We start from the raw sequence: 17,352 nt of genomic DNA on the forward strand, positions 1-17,352 counted from the left end.
CCGCCTCTACCGAACAGTTCCGTTGACGGCGCCGGACATCGTCGAATCCGTCCGGTCGTACCCGCTCGCCGCACGAGAGAGCTTCGCCCCGAGCTCGCGCGACACGTTGGCCATACCGGCTCCCGCGGCGCGGCGCGCGTTGAGCGCGGACGCCACGGCCGAGGCCGTCGACGACGAAATCGGCCCATGCGTCAGGCGTACCGCGCTGTCGACACCTTCGACCACGCTGGTAGCCACGGTCAGACTGGTCGCCGCCTGGCCCTGTTTGGCCGATAGCTCGTACAAATGCGCGGTGGCAACCCGCAAATCACCCGCCATGCAAATCCCCTCGATCCCTGTCCCCGAATTCTTACCTGTCGATCACGGCCGCAGACCCGGGTACACCGCGGTCTAATGTAGCCGCCGCTGCCACTCGCAGCTGGCCCTGCTCGAAATCGGCCCCAACGTGCACCGGAGCCGGACCCGCAGCGACGCTTCCGGCGGCCGTGGCCTCCAGGTCCGGGGGCAGTGTCTTGGCGGCCTCGTCGTCCGCGCCGACACCGAGCGGATCGGCCGGGCCGCCCGCCGAATCGGTGTCAGGCACGTCTCCGACCTCGCCCTCTTCGGGCTCGCCCACCTGCTCCTCGCCGTCGCCCTTCTCACGGTCCTCGACGTTCTTCTCGTCGTCCTCGTCGCGGCCGTCCCGATTCGCGTCGTCCTGGCCGCCTTCGTCGGCCACATCGAGACCGGTGACGCCCGACGCCTTGTCGATCTCGGCGGCGTCGGCGAGGCCGGCCGTCGAGCCGGCCATCTGCGCCGCCTGGGTCCCGGCCTGGGTTGCCGCCTGCACCGCCTGTCCGACAGCCTGGCTGATCCCGCCGAGGATTCCGCTGAGCGGGCTCACCAGCGAGCCCAGGATCCCGCCCAGGGCACCGGCCGCGTTCGCGGCCGCATCGGACGGCGGAGCGCCCATACCTGAGGAGTCCGTGGGCATCCCCGGCCCCGATGCGGAGCCCGGTCGCGTGCCTCCCCCGCCGCCGGTCGACGGGACGCTGCCGCCGCCGCCCGACGGAACATCGCCACCGCCCGTGGGGACGCCGGGATCCGTGGCCCCGGAATCTCCCGGTGCCGACACCTCGGGGTCGCCGGCCGGCGGCTCGAACTCCGCGCCGGTCAGCGTGGCGCCGCCGGCCAGGCTCTGGTACTGCGCCGCCGCGTTCTGCAGCACGGCCGCGTTCTCGTCGATATGGCCGCACAGAGTTCGCAGGTCGTTGTTCGAGTCGCCGACGGCCTTGGCCACCATCGCGAACTCGGCGGTCATCTGGGCTGCCGTCCCGAAACCGGGAACGATGCCCGCGCTCGTGGTGAGCAGGCTCATCGCACCCAGCCAGTCGGAATGTCCGTCGAGGTTGTCCCGGGTGGCCGCGATCTGGCCGGCTTCGGTGGACAACACCTCGGCCACCATGGTGTCCAACCCGAGCATCGTCTGGACCCGGCCGACCTGTTCGCTGTTGCGGCCCGCGTAGGCGCTGGCCCCGTTGCTGTCCCAGCTGTCGTCGGGGAAGGCCGACACGAGCACCTGCCCGACCTCGCCCATGGTGTCGGCCCCCGCATCGAAACGTTGCCCGTTCTCCGGATCGCCGACCCCGGTGCTGCTCTTCATCGATGCGATGGTCTGCTGGCCGGCGACCAGAATCGGTGACCGGGCGGCTCTGATCAGACGCGAGCCGGCCTTCGCGGCACGCTCGGTCCACTTCAGGTTGCTCTCGATCACGCCTTTGCCGAAATCGGCAATCTCCCCCAGCAGTCCCATACCCCGTGTCCCCTTCGCCGGAACAGAGATTACCAGCGCATTCGACCCGGTCATCGCACCAATTTCACGCCTCCGACAGCCTCCGGATGACGGTGCCCGCACTCGCTCCGACCACTACTTATTACCGGCGAACGACCGTTTTCCTCCCGGCATCCCAGGCAGTGGGGCCTACGTCCGTGGGCCATCACCGGGATGGCGGCGCAGCGTCGATTCACCGGTACCGCCCGACGCTCCGTCGGGCGGCTTGTGACGCCCTACGGGCGTTGCCACGCCAATTTGCTATGACGTCAGTTCCGCCCGATTACCGGCGGACCCTGCAAGCCGGACGGGTTGTAGTCGATACTTGAACACGGACAAAGTTCCCGAGTATGAGTTCCGGAGGAGATTCAGGCGTGCCCGACCCCGACGACACCTTGCGCAGAGAGCTCGGCTGGACGGGTCCGGAGGAATCACACTTCGAACCCGATACGCGGCCGACCCGCCGCAAGCCACCAGAGCCGCCACCCTCGCTACCGGGGCGGCCCCCGGTGGATTTCGTGCCGTCGAAGATTCCGGCCGGTACCGACCCCGACGACCCCGGACCGTCGCAGGTGGTACCCGTGGACCGCGATGCCGAGCGCGCGCGCAGCACGTTCCGGGAAGCGCCCCCCGCGCCTCCCACACCGCCGACACCGCCGCAGCAACAGGTGCCGCCTCCTCCGCCACCTCCGGCCCCGCCGGCCCCTCCGGCACCCCCCGCCCCACCACCGAACATCGGTCAGCCCGAACACCGGCCGGATGCGTGGGAGCAGAACCCGCCCGGCTGGCAGCTTCCGTCGCAGCGCCCGCCAGGCCCGGGAGGCCCGCCGCAGCAGCCGTACGGACCGCCACCCGGTCAGCCCTGGCCGGCCGAAGGCGGGTTCGCCCCGGATCCCGGTGCGGCCGCCGTACCCGGAGCGCCGACCGGGTCATACGCCGACCGCATCCGGGTGAACGACCTGGTTCCGCCGAAGCGTCAGCCACCGGGCAGCGGGTGGCGGTTGTTCGTGTACCGGGCCACGTTCGGGATGATCAACCCCGGCCCGTCGCCGGAAGACCTTCGGGTCGCCGAGCTCGAGGCCAAGATCAAGGGGCTCCTGCGCGGCCACTACAAGGTCGGGGTGATGGGCAAGGGCGGGGTCGGCAAGACCACCGTCTCGGCCAGCGTGGGATCGATCTTCGCCCAGTTGCGCCAGGACGATCGCGTGGTGGCCATCGACGCCGACACATCCTTCGGCAAGCTCGGGAGCCGCGTCGACCCCCAGGCGCAGAGCTCGTACTGGGAGCTGGCCAACGACAAACACCTGGACTCGTTCGCCGATGTGCGCAGTCGCGTCGGGACCAACGCCGCCGGTCTGTTCGTCCTGGCCGGCGAGGGCACCCCCGCCCGCCGCCGCGTGCTGGACGCGGCCATCTACCGCGAGGCCACCACCCGACTCGACCGGCACTTCTCCATCTCGGTGGTGGACTGCAGCTCGACGATGGACTCGCCGGTGACCCAGGAGGTGCTGCGCGACCTCGACGGCCTGATCGTGGTGTCCTCCCCGTGGGTCGACGGCGCCGCCACCGCCGGACAGACGCTGGACTGGCTGGCCGCCCACGAGATGACGGACCTGCTGCAGCGCACCGTCGTGGTACTCAACGACTCCGACGGCCACGCCGACAAGCGCACGCGCACGATCCTGGCCGGGCAGTTCTCGGGCCAGGGCCAGCGGGTCATCGAGGTGCCGTTCGACGGGCATCTGCGCCCCGGTGGCGTCGTCGACCCCCGGGAGATGTCGACCCCGACCCGGCGCCGGTTCCTCGAGATCGCCGCGGCTCTGGCCGAACACTTCCCGACGCACGACGACCGGCGGGACCGCCCGCCGGGCTGATCAGCGCATTGCGCCGATCAGCCCCTCCAAGGCGTGGACCGCAGGAGCGTCGACCGGGTACTCCGCCTCGGCGCGCGCCACGATGTCCTCGGAAACACCGGCGGCCGTGGCAGTTTCACTGATCGTGAGATTCGACTGCCGACGGGCGGCATAGAGGCGCTGCCCGAGCGTGGCGCCGGGCGCCGTGGCCGCGAGCGTGGTCAGCTCATCGATCTGACGCCGCACCGCGCTGAGCGCCTTGATCAGCGCCGGGGTCACCATGCTCAGCCGCGCCGCACGGGCCGCGACGGCCTCGAGCTGACGCAGGTCGGCCAGGACCGAGGTGACCCGCGGCGTGAACTCCGGTTCCCCGACGGCAGGCAACGTGTCGATCGTCGACTCGAGGGTGTTCACCGCGGTCAGGACCGCCTGGGCGATCAGCGGTACCTCGTCGCTGGCCGGCGGTGTCGTCGACAACGGCACGGCGGCCGGTTGCACGCTGACCACGGTGGGCGGGTCGATGTGGGCCGGCGCAGGCATCGTCGGATCGGGTACGGGTCCGCCCTGACGCAACCGGGCGATCGTGCCCGGCGGCCAGCGCAACACCTCTTCGAGCTTGAGTCGGGTGCGGTCGCGGGGCCAGCTGCGACCCTTTTCGAACGCGATGAGCGCTCCGGCGTTGATGATTCCGTCGGCGGCAAGGCTGCGCTGGCTGATGTCGAGTTCGCGACGGCGGGCTGCCGCGGCAGCACCGGCGCGGATGAGTCCGACATCGAACTCACCGGTGGCGAGATCGTACTCAGCGTCGGTCATACGGGGCTGTTCCTCGCCGATGTGCTCAGCTTCAGCGCAAATGCTGGAGCGGTTGCCGGGACCCCTCAATCCTAACCCCAGACCGCAGCACCGCTACGCCTTGGTTTTTTCTCACCCACAGCAAACAACTCCGATGCTACGGCTTCTCGGCGGGACAAACCGAAGCTCTGCTACGGGTACAGCGAAGTACCTGTTGGCGCCCTGACGTGCGATTTTGGATACATCAAGGCTTTCCGCTGGTGGTCCTGCGTCATTACGGATGCAACGATCCGTAGCGTTGCGCTGCAGCGGTTTGAACCAAACTGTTGCATCGCTACGGTTGTTGCTATAGCGTTCCCCCCAACGCGGTACACACCGCAACCGGAGCCCCTACAGGAGCAGCAGCATGAACGCACTCATGTCCAACGGCATCCCGCTCGGCGTTTGCACCAGCAACCCGGAGCGGTGGACCGCCACCCCCGACGAGCAGGCGAAGGTCATCTGCCGGGAATGCCCGCGGCGTTGGCTGTGCGCTCGCGAGGCCTGCGAACTGCCCCGCGCGGAAGGGCTCTGGGCCGGCATCATGGTTCCCGAGGCGGGCCGAGGCCGCAGCTTCGCGCTCAAGCAGCTGCGATCGCTCGCCGAGCGCAACGGCTACCCGGTGCGCAAGCTGGGCCTGGTCTTCCCCGAAGCCGCCTGATCCTCAGATCTTTTTCCGCTCTTGCCCTGCCGATTCGAGGGGACGGCAGGGCGAGGGCAGGTTTCCACTGGGGGAGGAATAGGGGCCCGGGGTGTGTCGTTACACCCGCAGACGGTGCCGGGCATTGCCCCGGGCCCCACACCAGAACCGTCGCTTCGAGCGACCACTCGCCGCGAGGCGCAGTGACGGCACCGTCCCCGAACTTCTTCTCCGTTATCGCTCGAGCGTGACGACCACCGCGTCGAGCAGGCTGTCCACCTCGTCCTCGTCGTAGCCGCGCTGAAACATCGGCGGCTTCGGGAACACGATGCTGCGGACGTCATCGGCACCGAGGTGCCCCCGCCCGTCGAGCCGCCGGGCCACCAGCGCCAGAAAATCGTCGACCGACTTCTTGTGATAACCCCGCTTGCCCAACTTCGACTTCGAAAATTCGGTGCTGCGAACGTCTTCGGCAGTCAATCCCCCGGTCATGCCGGTCATGTTAACCGCGCCTGGGTTTGCCCGAACACCGCTACCGTGAGGTTCATGAGCAATACCGATACGGCGCCGGGCGAAGTCACGTGCGCCAGCTCGGAGTTCAGCGGCGTGCTGCACCCGCGCGAGGTACCGCTGGGGGGACCGCGCGCGTTGCTCGTCCGGCGCACCCTGCCACAGCGGGATCGGTCCATGATCGGCGCCTGGTGTTTCGCCGACCACTACGGTCCGCACGACGTCCGGACCGCGGGCCGAGGCATGGATGTGCCGCCTCATCCCCACACCGGACTGCAAACCGTGAGTTGGCTTTTCGAGGGCCTGATCGAGCACCGCGACAGCGCCGGTGTCCACGCCGTGGTCCGACCGGGCGAGCTCAACCTGATGACGGCGGGGGCCGGGATCTGCCATTCCGAGGTGTCGACGCCGGAGACGACGATCCTGCACGGCGCGCAGCTGTGGGTGGCCCTGCCCGACGCGGCCCGCGACACCGACCGCGACTTCGCGCACTACGCACCCCCGCCGCGGACCGTCGGCAGCGCCACCCTCCGCGTGTTCCTCGGCGAGCTGGCCGACTCACGATCCCCCGTGCACACCTTCACGCCGCTGCTGGGCGCCCAGATCGACCTCGAGCCGGGTGCCGAGTTGACGCTCGACGTCGATCCGGCGTTCGAACACGGCGTGCTGCTCGATCAGGGCGCGATCGAGGTGTGTGGCACCACGCTGGCTGTCGCCGATCTGGGCTATCAGGCCCCGGGCGTACCCAGCTGCGGTTGGCCAACCGCGGCGACGGCCCGGCCCGGGCGCTCCTGCTCGGCGGGCCGCCGTTCACCGAGGAACTGGTGATGTGGTGGAACTTCGTCGGCCGCAGCCACGACGACATCGCGACCTATCGAGAACTCTGGCAGACCAACGACGCCCGGTTCGGCGACGTTCAGGGCTACGAAGGCCACATCTCCCGACTACCCGCACCGCCCCTGCCGAACGGGCGACTCAAGCCACGGCCGCGCCCGGCCGGCTAGGAATTCAGATACTGGGCCGTGCTGCCGCCCACCGGCATCTCGGGCAGCCCGAGCTTGCGGTGGTCCCAGCTGCGCAGCCGGCTGGGCACCACCCGCACGGCGATGCGGTTGTTCATCATCTGGTCGACGAACGGGCGCATCTCCTCGGTGTAGGGGCCCGTGTAGCGCTCCCACACGCTGATGCCCACGCGCAGAATGGTTTCCGGGTCGTCGACGATCTCGGCGGTGCCGTCGATCGACACCCCGCGCAGGGTGTTATAGGTGTCGCCGTCCTCGATCATCACCGTGATCGTGGAGTCGCGGCGCAGGTTGACCGCCTTCTGCGATTTGGCTTTCGTCTCGAACCAGATCTCACCGTCGAGCACGGCGTACCACATGGCGACCAGGTGGGGGCGGCCGCTGGGCAGCACCGTGGCCATCGTCGCGGTCCGGCTGCGTTCGATGAATTCGGCGATCTCGTCATCGCCCATGACGATCTTCGTGCGCTCGTTCTTGCCCACCTGTCACCTCTCTGATCGGTCAGCCCACCATAGCCACGTCCGCACGACCACCCGCGAACGCGGTCGGTAACCCCACCGCCCGGCTACAGCACGCCGAACTGTGAGGTCACCCACCGCACCGGATCCACGCAGCGGAACGGGGCAATACCCCTGGCATGCAAGCGGTTTCCGGTGGGCGGATGGCCGAGCGCAGACACCGCGAAGTACCGGCTGGGCAGCCGCGCACCCGTTGACGGGTTCTCCACGGCCGCCACGATCGAGCTGCCGTGCAGACGGACCAGCAGGCTGCGCACCTCCTGGTCGAGCAGTTGACCGTCGGCGTCGTCGTACTGCTTGCCGTCGGAGGTGTCCCGCAGGAAGGCCGCACCGCCGTTGGACATGACCAGCGCCCACTCCGCGCCCTGCACGTCGCGCAATGCGCGCAGCACGTCGAACTTGGACAGGATCACCGCCAGCTTGGGCTGACCCTGGTTGACCGCCGACAGCACATTGCCCAGGACCGAACGCGGTTCCCCACCGCTGAACGGCTGGGGCGGCAGCAGATCCTGCAGCTGATCGCGGATGGCCTTGACCCGCAGCGGATCGAACATGAAGAACACCGCGTCGGCGTGGCCGAAGAACTGGAAGGGCGGTGCGCGCAGGTCACCGTTCTCCAGGTCCTCCCCCGCCACGTCGCGCAGCACCAGGAACCGGCGTATGCCGTGCCAGACACCGATCGAGAACACCAGGGGCTCACGCTGATTCGGGGCCTGGGTGTGCACCGTCGGGGTGGGCGGCAGCAGGCCCCGCTGCACATACAGCGGGCCCTCGTAGTTGGTGGCGTAGTTCTGGACGGTCGCCCGAGTGACCGGTTCCAGCACCACACCGAACCGCTCGCAGAGCAATTCCAACTGCTTGATCAGGACGGCGATGTAGAGGCTCTTGCCCGTGGCACGTGCGCCGGCCAGCGCGATGCAGATGGCGTGGCCTTCCCGGAAACCCTCGGGGAGGGTGAAGTGGCAGACCGGGCAGATCTCCACCGCGGCACCCTGCAACGCCCGGGCGGCCTCCGACGTCGGCGGCGGCGGACCGTTGTAGCCGGGGCTGCGGGTCCAGGTGTAGAGCGGACCGCAATCGGCGGGTGCCCCGACGTAGGCGGTGGCGACGTCGTCGCGGTACCGGGTGCCGCCGGCCTGGGCAGGCAGCGTCCACAGATGGTTGTTGGGACTCAACAAGGTGAAGCAACGCGGGCACTTACTCATCTCGGCCCCGGCTCCCCCTCAGTCGCTCCGCCAACGACGGATGGCCGCCTCGACGCGTCGCCAGCCTGGTCACCATCTTTCGATACCCGCGCATCGTCCCCTCAGAGCAATCACCCGACAACTGCGCCATCAACACCACCACGGATTCGGCGTCGGCGCTTCCCATGGTGGCAGCCAGCTTCCCGGCCAGCACGCCCGCGAGCCGATCCACCGGAGCAAGGGCATAGCCGGCGGCCTCGGCGGCCGCGGTCCGCAACAGGCTGATCGCCACCACCGTCACCGGCGCCAACTGACCGCCGTCGACCAACGGTAGTACCCGCTCCACCGCCCGTGTGCCGCAACCGGTCTCGGCGGCCAACGCGTTGCAGGCCTGCGGGTAGGGCTGCGCGGCGAGCACGCCCAACAGCGCGAACGTCAGCAACCGCACCGAGAAGTCCGGGTGGACCGACTCCGGCTCGCACTCGGCCAGCACCTGCTCCCACAGCGGCGTATAGGGGCTCTGATGGGTGTGGAGATAACGCTGATGCAGCCAGTCGCGGGGCTCGATGTGGCGGACCGCCGCACAGGCCACCACCACACCGTCGCCGTTCTCGTTGTCGTCGATCACCTTGGCGGCCAACTCGCGCATCGCGGCCGAATCCGCGCCCCCCACGAGCGTGCGCACCGCCGCCCGGCCCGGGAGCTTCTCGGCGCCGACGGCCAGCAGCAGATCCGACGGATTCCACACCGAGGCCGCCGCGGCGGCCTCGAACTTCTCCGGATCGGTCACCCGAAGCCACCACAACTGCGCCCCGGCATCGCCTGGGTCCCGGGCACCGCGCCGGCGCGACCGCAGCCCCCGCAGCGCAGCGCGGATCCACACCGAATCCCAGGGCTGGGCGCTGACGAGTTCGGCCGGATCGGGCACCGGGGCGGCCTCGGCGAGCCAGTCCAGCACGTCGTCACCGATGGCGCTGCCGTCAGCGTCGCCGTCGTGCAGCAACCACACACCCAACGACAGCCGATCGGCGGCTCCGATCAACCCGCGCACCGCCGGGTCAGCCAGGCCGGGCATCACGTCGTCAGCCAACGCCGCCGACAGCCGGTCATCGACGACCCCGGCCCGCAACAGCAGGTCAACGACCCGCAGCAACCGGTCGGCGCCCTGCTGCCGGGCGCGCTCCAGCGCAGGCCCGATGGCCACCCGCAGCGACGAAGGCGTTGGTTTCCCGTGAAACGTTCTCGGCCCCAAAGGAATTGGTCCGTCTTGAGCCATCCAGGCGTCGTCGGCGACGGCCCGGGCAAAGTAGGCGGCGTCGGCGTACGTCGCCCCTGCCCCGTCCGGCAACTCGTACCGCGCCCGCCAGGCGTCGGCCGTGGTCAGACCTACCGCGGCCGCGAGCACATCGGCGATGATGTGGGCGGCCTCGGATCCGACCAGTGCACCCGCCGGAGAGTACGCAGCGATCACCTCGTGCGCCTCGACCTGCGCGTCGGCGAATTCCGGGCGCCCGGCCACCGCCATCGCGATCGGCCAGGCCGGATGCAGCCCGTCATCGCGCACCTGGCTGGACAACGTGTCGATGTCGTCGAGAACACCGCGTGCCGAGGCCATGTCGAGCAGCACCACCTGCGCCATCACCGACCACCGGGTCACCTCGATCCGGTGCCCGCCCGCAGTGCAGTGCGGATCGCCGCCGAGCTCACCCAGCGACACGGTCTCGGATTCGCTGATCACCACCACGCCCGGTTCGATCGCCGGAAGATCCTCGATCGGCACCGCGCTGAGCACCTGACCGCCGTGCAACGCGACCTGATCGGCACGATCGAAGGTGGAGAAGCTCAGCCTCGCCGCGGTTCCCGGCGACATCAGGAAACTCACCAGACCGATCCACTGCGCCGCCGCGTCCGGAGACTCCACGCCCAGCACCACCGGCGGCCCGTCCGCCAGCGCGGCAGCCACCGCATCCAGGAGGGCGAACAGGGTGGCCAACCGCCAGGTGGTGGTATCGAGCGCGAACGCGACGACGCTGTCCTTCGTCACCGCCTCGCCCAGTTCCGGCAGATCCCCGGGGAGTTCGGCGCGGGCCACCGCGGCGGCGCCGTAAGGCTGGAGCCAATGCGGCGAGCGCCACCGCTGGATGGCCCGGCAGCGGGGATGGGTCTCGGGCGCGCGATCCAACAACACGTGGGCGAACACGTTGCCCGGTCTGCCGGTGCTGTCCGACCCGGCCGGGAAGGTGTGCCAGTAGCCGGCGCCGTCGGGAACGTAGCGGTAGGCCAGCCGGCGCGGACCCTGCTCGAGCTGCTCGGGGGTGGGGAAATCAGGCGTCTGCCCCACCGGTCGGAAGACCGTGTGGACACCGGCCATCAACGCCTGTGTCTCCGTGGGCGTGAGCCCACCGCTGGTTTCCTTGAGCTGCCAGCCACCGGCGGTCCCGACGGCATCGAACGAGGTGTAGGCGAGTTGGCCGTAACGCGACGTCATAACACCGTCGTGGTGAGCTGCAAGGTCTGCACCGGCGGGTCCAGCAGTGCGACCGTGCGCAGCTGAAGCGGGTCGGCGATGTTCAGGAACAGCCGGATCCAGCCGTGCAGGCCACTGACGTTCGCGGCCCACAGTTCTCCCGCGCCCGACGCGGTCGCCGCCGTCCAGTCCATATGTTTGGACGGGTGATCCGCCAGCTGTCCCTGCGCGTCCAGTGGCGCGACGTCGACCGGCTGACCGTCGTGCACGCTCAACGGTATCCGCTGCGGATTGTTGACCAGAACGAACGCCGGAGCGCCCGGCACCTCATATTCCGAACGGACCGCGACGGTGGCCGTGGTGGGATAGCCGGCCGGGTCGCGCCCGATCCGCACCGCGTACTGCAGCCTCAACATGCCCGGGTACTCGATGCCGGCCACCGGTCCGGTCACGCGTCGCCCACCGGAGAACGCCACCGGCGCCAGGTGCAGTGAACATCCACCCACCGGAAGCGCCCCGGTCAGGTGCATGCCGCCGTACTTCTCGTAGTCCTCCAGCGAGATCTCGAAGGACCTGCCCGTCAGTCCGGCCCGGGGGTCATGCCCGGTCGGTGCCAGCGTCACCACCACTCCGGCCGCGCCGGCCGGCCATTCGAACGTCAGCACCTGCTTGTTGCAGTACTCGACGAGTTCGACGTCGCGGATGGTTCCGGTGTGCACGGCCGACACGGTGCGGCCCAGCACGGCCCGTCCGGCCAGGATCGTCACCGGCGTGACGTAGGCCCGGCTCCACCCCTGGGGCCAGGGCACCCCGGCCATCAGTGTGCGGTTGTTGCCGTCGAGTTGTGCCTGGTGGGCCACCGGCAGCGGCAACCGCAAGTCCGGCGCCAACCCCACCTGCTCGAGGGCGTTCTCGGGAAGTTCGGTGGAGACACCGCCGGCACTCGGACCGGTCTGGCTCAGATAGAGGGCCACCTCCGCTCCGGGCGACGCCCAGGACACGTCGAAGGACTCGCCGTCGAATGCGGTGTCCACCGAGATGTCGGTGACCGCGGCGAGTACCGCGGACACCTCGACGTCGGCGTCGACCGGTTCGGACAGCTGCACTCCCCCGTCGACCTCGACCGCGCACCGCACCCGGTAGCGATAGCGCATACCCCGGGCCGCCCCCGAGTCGACGAAACCGGACCGGTGCTCGCCGTCGGCCAGGATCCGGTAGCGCGACTCGTCGATCGCGGGACCGTCGGCCTCGTCGGCCGGGATGCGGTACACGTGAACGGAATTCACCGAGGGCGGTGCCGTCCACTTCCCGATCACCAGCCCGCTGTCCTCTCCGATGGACACGTCAGCGGGCGGGGCGACCAGAACCCCGCCGGCATGCAGCACCGGCCGGGTGCTCAGGGCATCGGCACGGGACGTCCCGGTGATGACCCAGACCTGGTAGTAGCGCACGGGCCCGGTCAACGGCCGGTCGTCGCTGGCTGCCGACAACGGCGTCGCGGCGACGAGGTCGGCGTTCTCCGAGGATCGGGGTGCCCGATCCTCGGCGCTGACCACCCGGTACAACACCACTCCCCCATTGGCCTGGTAGTCCGGCCAACTCAATTCGACGACGCCGGGGCGGGACTCGCCGTGGCGGAACGCGATCGGGTGCACGTCACCGGCCGGCGACGGTGGCTTCTGCGGCGAACTGTCGGGGGCCTGGGTCTCCAGCTCGGCGAGTAACCGGGCCATCTCCTCGGCGTGCTCGGCGACCGACCCGGGCAACATCTCGCGGATCTGCTCGACGTCGGTGCGCCCGGACCGGAGCACCAGCCGCAGATGGGCCTCTTTGAAACTGCGTGCTGCGACCGCGCCGGAATCGACCAGTTGCTGACGCCAGGCCAGCAATGGCGCCAGCCGGGGATCCTCGTCGTCGGGATCGTCGACGGGATACAGATCGGGCATCAGAACACCAAATCCCCACCGGACATGAGCGCTATGTCACCTGCTCCGGCAGCTCGAACAGCGCGAACTCCTTAGGTGTCAGACCCACACTGGCCTGCACAACCAGAAACGCTACCGCAGCGGCGGCCCCGTCACCGCCACATGGCCGGCCGGGCCGATGCGATCGGGTGCTGCGCCACGACATAAGTTCGGCACATGCCTTCTGCCAGCTCGTCGGCCAGCGATGACGTGTGGGAAGTGATGTCCACCGCGCGGACCATCCGACGATTCACCGCGGAACCGGTCGACGACGCGACGCTGACCCGCTGCCTGCAGGCCGCGGTGTGGGCGCCGTCGGGAGCCAACGCCCAGGCCTGGCGGTTCGTCGTACTGCGCTCGGCCGAACAGCGCGCCGTCGTCGCGAAGGCGGCCGCGCAGGCACTGGCCGTCATCGAACCCGTCTACCGCATGACCCGACCCGCCGCAGACGACACCAGCCGGCGCGCCAGGACCAACCGGGCCACCTACGAATTGCACGACCGGGCAGGCGAGTTCACCTCGGTACTGTTCACCCAGCAGCACTTCCCCACCGCCTCCGAGCTGCTGCTCGGCGGCTCGATCTTTCCGGCGATGCAGAACTTCCTGCTCGCCGCACGAGCCCAGGGGTTGGGAGCATGTCTGACCAGCTGGGCCTCCTACGGCGGTGAACAGCTGCTGCGCGAGGCCGTCGGGGTGCCGGAGGACTGGATGCTGGCCGGCCACGTCGTGGTGGGCTGGCCACGCGGTTCCCACGGGCCGGTGCGACGCCGCCCGGTCGAAGAGCTGGTCCGCATGGATCACTGGGACAACCCGGCGTCTTAGGCTGGATTCATGGGTCCAGCACCCGCGCCGATGCCCGCCGCGTTCATCGGGCACGGCAGCCCGATGAACGCCCTCGAGTCCAACCGGTTCACCACGGCCTGGCGCGCTTTCGGCCGGTCGGTACCGCGTCCGCGGGCGATCCTGGTGGTCAGCGCGCACTGGTACATCAACGCCACCGCCGTCACGGCCATGCCGCGGCCACGCACCATCCACGATTTCTACGGATTCCCGCGCGAACTGTTCGAGGTCCAGTACCCGGCCCCGGGGCTACCGGAGTTGGCCGAGGAGGTCAGCGACGCGGTTCACCCGACCTGGGTCGGGGCCGACATAGACAGCTGGGGAATCGACCACGGCACCTGGTCGGTGCTGATGCACGCATTCCCCGACGCATCGATTCCCGTGGTGCAGCTCGCGATCAACGCCAACCGGCCGGCCGACTACCACCTGCAGCTCGGTGCGAAGCTGGCGCCGCTCCGCGACCGCGGGGTGCTGGTGCTGGGCAGCGGCAACATCGTGCACAACCTGGCCGGCATGGATCCTGCCCACCCCGAGGAGGGGTTCGCCTGGGCCAAGCGGTTCGACGACGCCGCCCGCGAACAGCTGGCCAGTTCCCCCGCCGACATCCGCGCCCTGGAGGCGCACCCCGACTACGCCGCGGCCGTCCCCACCCCCGATCACTTCATCCCGCTGCTCTACTTCGCCGGCCTCGCCGGTGCCGCATCAGAGTCCGGGGCCGCGCTCGACGCCCTGGTCACCGGGTACAGCTACGGATCGCTGTCGATGGCGTCCTACGTGCTGGGCTGAGCCGAACCAATTCACCGGATCCGCACGGTCCGGCGGGATAAGGTGGCGGGCAAGTTTTGCCAGAAAGCGCCGGTAGACGCGCTCAAGGGATAGGCAGGCATGCGCGGAATACTTCTCGCCGGCGGTTCGGGCACCCGGCTGCATCCGATCACCATGGGGGTCAGCAAGCAGCTGCTGCCCGTGTACGACAAGCCGCTGGTCTACTACCCGCTGTCCACCCTGATGATGGCCGGCATCCGCGACATCCTGGTGATCACCACCCCGACCGATGCGCCGGCGTTCCAGCGCCTCCTGGGTGACGGCTCGGTGTTCGGGCTGAACCTCTCCTACGCCGCCCAGCCCAAGCCCGAGGGCCTGGCCCAGGCTTTCGTGATCGGCGCCGACCACATCGGCACCGATTCGGTGGCACTTGCACTGGGCGACAACATCTTCTACGGACCCGGCCTGGGCACCAGCCTGCGCGGCTACCAAAATGTCAGCGGCGGAGCGATTTTCGCCTACTGGGTGGCCAACCCGACGGCCTACGGTGTGGTGGAGTTCAGCCCGGACGGGACCGCGTTGTCCCTCGAGGAGAAACCGGCCACCCCCAAATCCCAGTACGCCGTTCCGGGGTTGTACTTCTATGACAACGACGTCGTCGAGATGGCGCGGTCCCTGCACAAATCCGCTCGCGGTGAGTACGAGATCACCGAGATCAATCAGATCTACCTGGAGCAGGGCCGGCTCTCGGTGGAGGTGTTGGCCCGCGGGACGGCCTGGCTGGACACCGGCACCTTCGACTCGCTGTTGGACGCCAGCGACTACGTCCGCACCATCGAACGCCGCCAGGGTCTCAAGATCGGGGTGCCCGAGGAGATCGCGTGGCGGTACGGCTACATCGACGACGATCAGCTGGCGGCCCGCGCCGGAGAACTACCCAAATCCGGGTATGGCGACTACCTGCTGGAGTTGTTGAACCGCACGTAGTCGCCTTGCAGCGACACCAGATTGGTGTCCGAGGCGGCCCGCGCACCGTGCGAGGATGGGACGCAGATGCGAGGGGGTCGGAGTTGTCGGTAACGGTGTCGACGGTGCAGGCGTCGCAACCCGAGCAGTTGGTCACTGCCGCCTCCGACATCCGCGGCAAGATCTCCTCACTCGACGCGGCGATCGCGTCCCAACGTCAAGCCCTGGCCCATCTGCGGGCGTCGTGGCAGGGAAAGGCGGCCACCGCCGCCGTCGCCAAGGCCGAGCAGAACCTCGACCGGCAGGAGGAACTGCGGGCCCGGCTCTCGGCGTTACAGGAGGCGTTGCAGTCCGGCGGCTCCCAGTTGTCCTCGGCCCGCACCGCGGTGCTCTTCGTTGTCGAGATGCTGCGCGGCACCGGCTGGCAGGTCGCCGACGACGGAACCGCCACCCCTCCCCCATTTCCGGTGATCCTCCGGCTGCTGGCGCCGGCGTGGACAGCCATCATCAAGAAGCTGCTCGCCGCGTTCGCCCAGATCGACAACCAGACCGCGGCAGCCATCGCGGCGGCGCTGGGCGGCCCGGTGCCCGAGACCACGCCCGGCACCCTGGGCGACCCGCGCCAACTGCCCCCGCCCGGCACCGATGCCGAGGGTGTCAAACAGTGGTGGGACTCGCTCAGCCAGCAAGAGCAGAACCAGCTCATCGCCGACCACCCGCCAGAGTTGGGCAACCTCAACGGGATTCCGGCCGAGGTGCGCGACCAGGTGAATCAGGCTGTGCTGCAAGATGATCTGGCCCGGGTCAACGATGTTGCCGAGCAACACGGGGTGTCCACCGAGGAGGTGCTGGCCAATCCGGGCGCCTACGGGCTGAGCAGCGCCGACGCCACCCGCTACACCAATGCCGTGCAGACCCAGAAGGGTCTGGACAAGATGGCCGCCGAAGGCAAGCAGGACCGCCCGGTGATGCTGTGGGCCTACGATCCGCTGGCGTTCGGTGGCCAGGGCAAGGCCGCGGTGGCGATCGGCAACCCGGACAAGGCGCAGAACACCGCGGTCGTCGTCCCTGGTACCGGCAGCAGCGTCAAAGACGGCTGGCTGGAAGGCGACAACGCCACCAACCTCTATGACCAGATGCGCCTGGGCAACCCCGACGAGTCGACATCGGTGATCGCCTGGATGGGCTACGACGCCCCCGACAGTCCGACCGACCCCCGCATCGCCACCCCCGACCTGGCCAGAACAGGCGCTGACCTGCTGGCCGCAGATGTCAACGGGCTGTCCGCCACGCATGAAGGTGCCGAGTCCAACGTCACCGTCATCGGGCACTCCTACGGTTCCACCACCGTGGCCGACGCCTTCGCCGCCAGCGGCATGCAGGCCGACAACGCCGTGCTGATCGGCAGCCCCGGAACGGATCTGGCCGGCAGCGCCGCCGACTTCAACCTGCCCGAGGGTGGGAAGGTGTACGTCGGAGCCTCCTCCAGCGACCCGGTGTCCTGGCTGGGCCAGGCCGGCCCGCTCCCCGACATCATCAACCGCGAGCTCAACTACCCGCTGGGTCCGGAGGCCGGGCTCGGGCGGGACCCGGCCGGCGACGGCTTCGGCTCGGTACGTTTCGACGCCGAAGTGCCGGGGCGCAGCGGCCTGCCGGACTTCGGCGACCACTCCCGCTACTACGACGTAGGCAGCGAATCGCTTCGTGCCATGACCGACATCGCCAACGGTGAGGGGTCGACGCTGGCCGACAACGGGCTGACCGCCGAGGGGCGCAAACAGCCGCACATCGGCCTGCCCGACAAACTGGATCTGCCGGGACTCCCCCCGATCGACCTGCCCGACTGGGACACTCGCATCCCGGGCACTCCCGCCCTCAACGACCCGGAAGGCGACCGTGGCACCGTCACCAAAGACCACCAGTACTGACCGTGCACGCCGCTTCGCGGCGCTGGGAACGGCCGCAGTCGTACTACTGCTAGG

14 protein-coding genes and 1 pseudogene are annotated in these 17,352 nt (G+C 69.2%); 7 read left to right on the top strand and 8 right to left on the bottom strand.

Annotation, left to right across the window (positions count from 1 at the left end; all coding sequences use genetic code 11):
- Window positions 1–6: 6 nt before the first annotated feature.
- Window positions 7–318 carry a type VII secretion target gene (locus G6N44_RS17140; protein ID WP_163665963.1) on the bottom strand — a complete coding sequence of 104 codons (312 nt, stop codon included), beginning with the start codon at window positions 316–318 and terminating at the stop codon, window positions 7–9.
- A gap of 31 nt (window positions 319–349) precedes the next feature.
- Window positions 350–1,792, bottom strand: coding sequence for an EspA/EspE family type VII secretion system effector (locus tag G6N44_RS17145; protein WP_163665965.1), 1,443 nt, complete (start codon window positions 1,790–1,792; stop codon window positions 350–352).
- 392 nt (window positions 1,793–2,184) lie between these two features.
- Between G6N44_RS17145 and G6N44_RS17150 the strand changes: the two genes are divergently transcribed.
- Entirely contained in the window at window positions 2,185–3,684 is a 1,500-nt protein-coding gene (locus G6N44_RS17150) for a MinD/ParA family ATP-binding protein (protein WP_163665967.1), read from the top strand.
- Here G6N44_RS17150 and G6N44_RS17155 read toward each other — a convergent pair whose 3' ends face one another.
- Window positions 3,685–4,476 (bottom strand): transcriptional regulator, encoded by a 792-nt coding sequence (locus tag G6N44_RS17155; protein ID WP_163665969.1) that lies wholly within the window; start codon window positions 4,474–4,476, stop codon window positions 3,685–3,687.
- A gap of 385 nt (window positions 4,477–4,861) precedes the next feature.
- Between G6N44_RS17155 and G6N44_RS17160 the strand changes: the two genes are divergently transcribed.
- Window positions 4,862–5,155 (top strand): WhiB family transcriptional regulator, encoded by a 294-nt coding sequence (locus G6N44_RS17160; protein ID WP_163665971.1) that lies wholly within the window; start codon window positions 4,862–4,864, stop codon window positions 5,153–5,155.
- Window positions 5,156–5,368: 213 nt separating this feature from the next.
- Here the strand turns inward: G6N44_RS17160 and G6N44_RS17165 are convergent, their stop codons facing one another.
- Window positions 5,369–5,635, bottom strand: coding sequence for a DivIVA domain-containing protein (locus tag G6N44_RS17165; protein WP_163665973.1), 267 nt, complete (start codon window positions 5,633–5,635; stop codon window positions 5,369–5,371).
- Window positions 5,636–5,680: 45 nt separating this feature from the next.
- Here G6N44_RS17165 and G6N44_RS17170 point away from each other — a divergent pair.
- Window positions 5,681–6,648 (top strand): annotated as a pseudogene (locus G6N44_RS17170) (pirin family protein).
- On the opposite strand, the gene G6N44_RS17175 reads toward G6N44_RS17170, so the two are convergent.
- From G6N44_RS17175 to G6N44_RS17190, 4 genes are all read right to left on the bottom strand, one after another.
- The gene (locus G6N44_RS17175) at window positions 6,645–7,148 is read right to left on the bottom strand and encodes a pyridoxamine 5'-phosphate oxidase family protein (protein WP_163665975.1); all 504 of its coding nucleotides are present in this window, start codon (window positions 7,146–7,148) and stop codon (window positions 6,645–6,647) included. The pseudogene G6N44_RS17170 and the gene G6N44_RS17175 overlap by 4 nt on opposite strands.
- Before the next feature lie 83 nt (window positions 7,149–7,231).
- Window positions 7,232–8,389 carry a hypothetical protein gene (locus tag G6N44_RS17180; RefSeq protein WP_163665976.1) on the bottom strand — a complete coding sequence of 386 codons (1,158 nt, stop codon included), beginning with the start codon at window positions 8,387–8,389 and terminating at the stop codon, window positions 7,232–7,234.
- Window positions 8,382–10,856 (bottom strand): GAP1-N2 domain-containing protein, encoded by a 2,475-nt coding sequence (locus G6N44_RS17185; protein ID WP_163665977.1) that lies wholly within the window; start codon window positions 10,854–10,856, stop codon window positions 8,382–8,384. Before G6N44_RS17185 ends, G6N44_RS17180 begins: the two co-directional genes overlap by 8 nt.
- Window positions 10,853–12,781 (bottom strand): SaeA-related protein, encoded by a 1,929-nt coding sequence (locus tag G6N44_RS17190; RefSeq protein ID WP_163665978.1) that lies wholly within the window; start codon window positions 12,779–12,781, stop codon window positions 10,853–10,855. The genes G6N44_RS17185 and G6N44_RS17190 overlap by 4 nt, the downstream gene beginning before the upstream one ends.
- A 195-nt stretch (window positions 12,782–12,976) precedes the next feature.
- Here G6N44_RS17190 and G6N44_RS17195 point away from each other — a divergent pair, with 195 nt between their 5' ends.
- The 4 genes from G6N44_RS17195 (at window position 12,977) to G6N44_RS17210 (ending at window position 17,298) form a co-directional block, all read left to right on the top strand.
- Complete coding sequence (locus G6N44_RS17195) at window positions 12,977–13,621, top strand: nitroreductase family protein (protein WP_163665979.1); 645 nt, start codon at window positions 12,977–12,979, stop codon at window positions 13,619–13,621.
- Between the two features lie 30 nt (window positions 13,622–13,651).
- Entirely contained in the window at window positions 13,652–14,425 is a 774-nt protein-coding gene (ygiD, locus tag G6N44_RS17200) for a 4,5-DOPA-extradiol-dioxygenase (RefSeq protein ID WP_163670073.1), read from the top strand.
- A gap of 99 nt (window positions 14,426–14,524) precedes the next feature.
- Complete coding sequence (gene rfbA, locus G6N44_RS17205) at window positions 14,525–15,391, top strand: glucose-1-phosphate thymidylyltransferase RfbA (protein WP_163665980.1); 867 nt, start codon at window positions 14,525–14,527, stop codon at window positions 15,389–15,391.
- An 83-nt stretch (window positions 15,392–15,474) separates the two neighbouring features.
- On the top strand, window positions 15,475–17,298 hold the full coding sequence (locus tag G6N44_RS17210) for an alpha/beta hydrolase (protein WP_163665981.1): 1,824 nt from the start codon (window positions 15,475–15,477) through the stop codon (window positions 17,296–17,298).
- The last annotated feature ends 54 nt before the right edge of the window (window positions 17,299–17,352 follow it).

This window comes from Mycolicibacterium alvei (genome assembly GCF_010727325.1).
Taxonomy (GTDB): Bacteria; Actinomycetota; Actinomycetes; order Mycobacteriales; family Mycobacteriaceae; genus Mycobacterium; species Mycobacterium alvei.

Bases quoted from the DNA above. Each gene is read 5' to 3' on its own strand.
- G6N44_RS17140 (WP_163665963.1), bottom strand. From the start codon at position 318: ATGGCGGGTGATTTGCGGGTTGCCACCGCGCATTTGTACGAGCTATCG.
- G6N44_RS17145 (WP_163665965.1), bottom strand. From the start codon at position 1,792: ATGGGACTGCTGGGGGAGATTGCCGATTTCGGCAAAGGCGTGATCGAG.
- G6N44_RS17155 (WP_163665969.1), bottom strand. From the start codon at position 4,476: ATGACCGACGCTGAGTACGATCTCGCCACCGGTGAGTTCGATGTCGGA.
- G6N44_RS17160 (WP_163665971.1), top strand. From the start codon at position 4,862: ATGAACGCACTCATGTCCAACGGCATCCCGCTCGGCGTTTGCACCAGC.
- G6N44_RS17165 (WP_163665973.1), bottom strand. From the start codon at position 5,635: ATGACCGGCATGACCGGGGGATTGACTGCCGAAGACGTTCGCAGCACC.
- G6N44_RS17180 (WP_163665976.1), bottom strand. From the start codon at position 8,389: ATGAGTAAGTGCCCGCGTTGCTTCACCTTGTTGAGTCCCAACAACCAT.
- G6N44_RS17185 (WP_163665977.1), bottom strand. From the start codon at position 10,856: ATGACGTCGCGTTACGGCCAACTCGCCTACACCTCGTTCGATGCCGTC.
- G6N44_RS17190 (WP_163665978.1), bottom strand. From the start codon at position 12,781: ATGCCCGATCTGTATCCCGTCGACGATCCCGACGACGAGGATCCCCGG.
- G6N44_RS17195 (WP_163665979.1), top strand. From the start codon at position 12,977: ATGCCTTCTGCCAGCTCGTCGGCCAGCGATGACGTGTGGGAAGTGATG.
- ygiD (WP_163670073.1), top strand. From the start codon at position 13,652: ATGCCCGCCGCGTTCATCGGGCACGGCAGCCCGATGAACGCCCTCGAG.
- rfbA (WP_163665980.1), top strand. From the start codon at position 14,525: ATGCGCGGAATACTTCTCGCCGGCGGTTCGGGCACCCGGCTGCATCCG.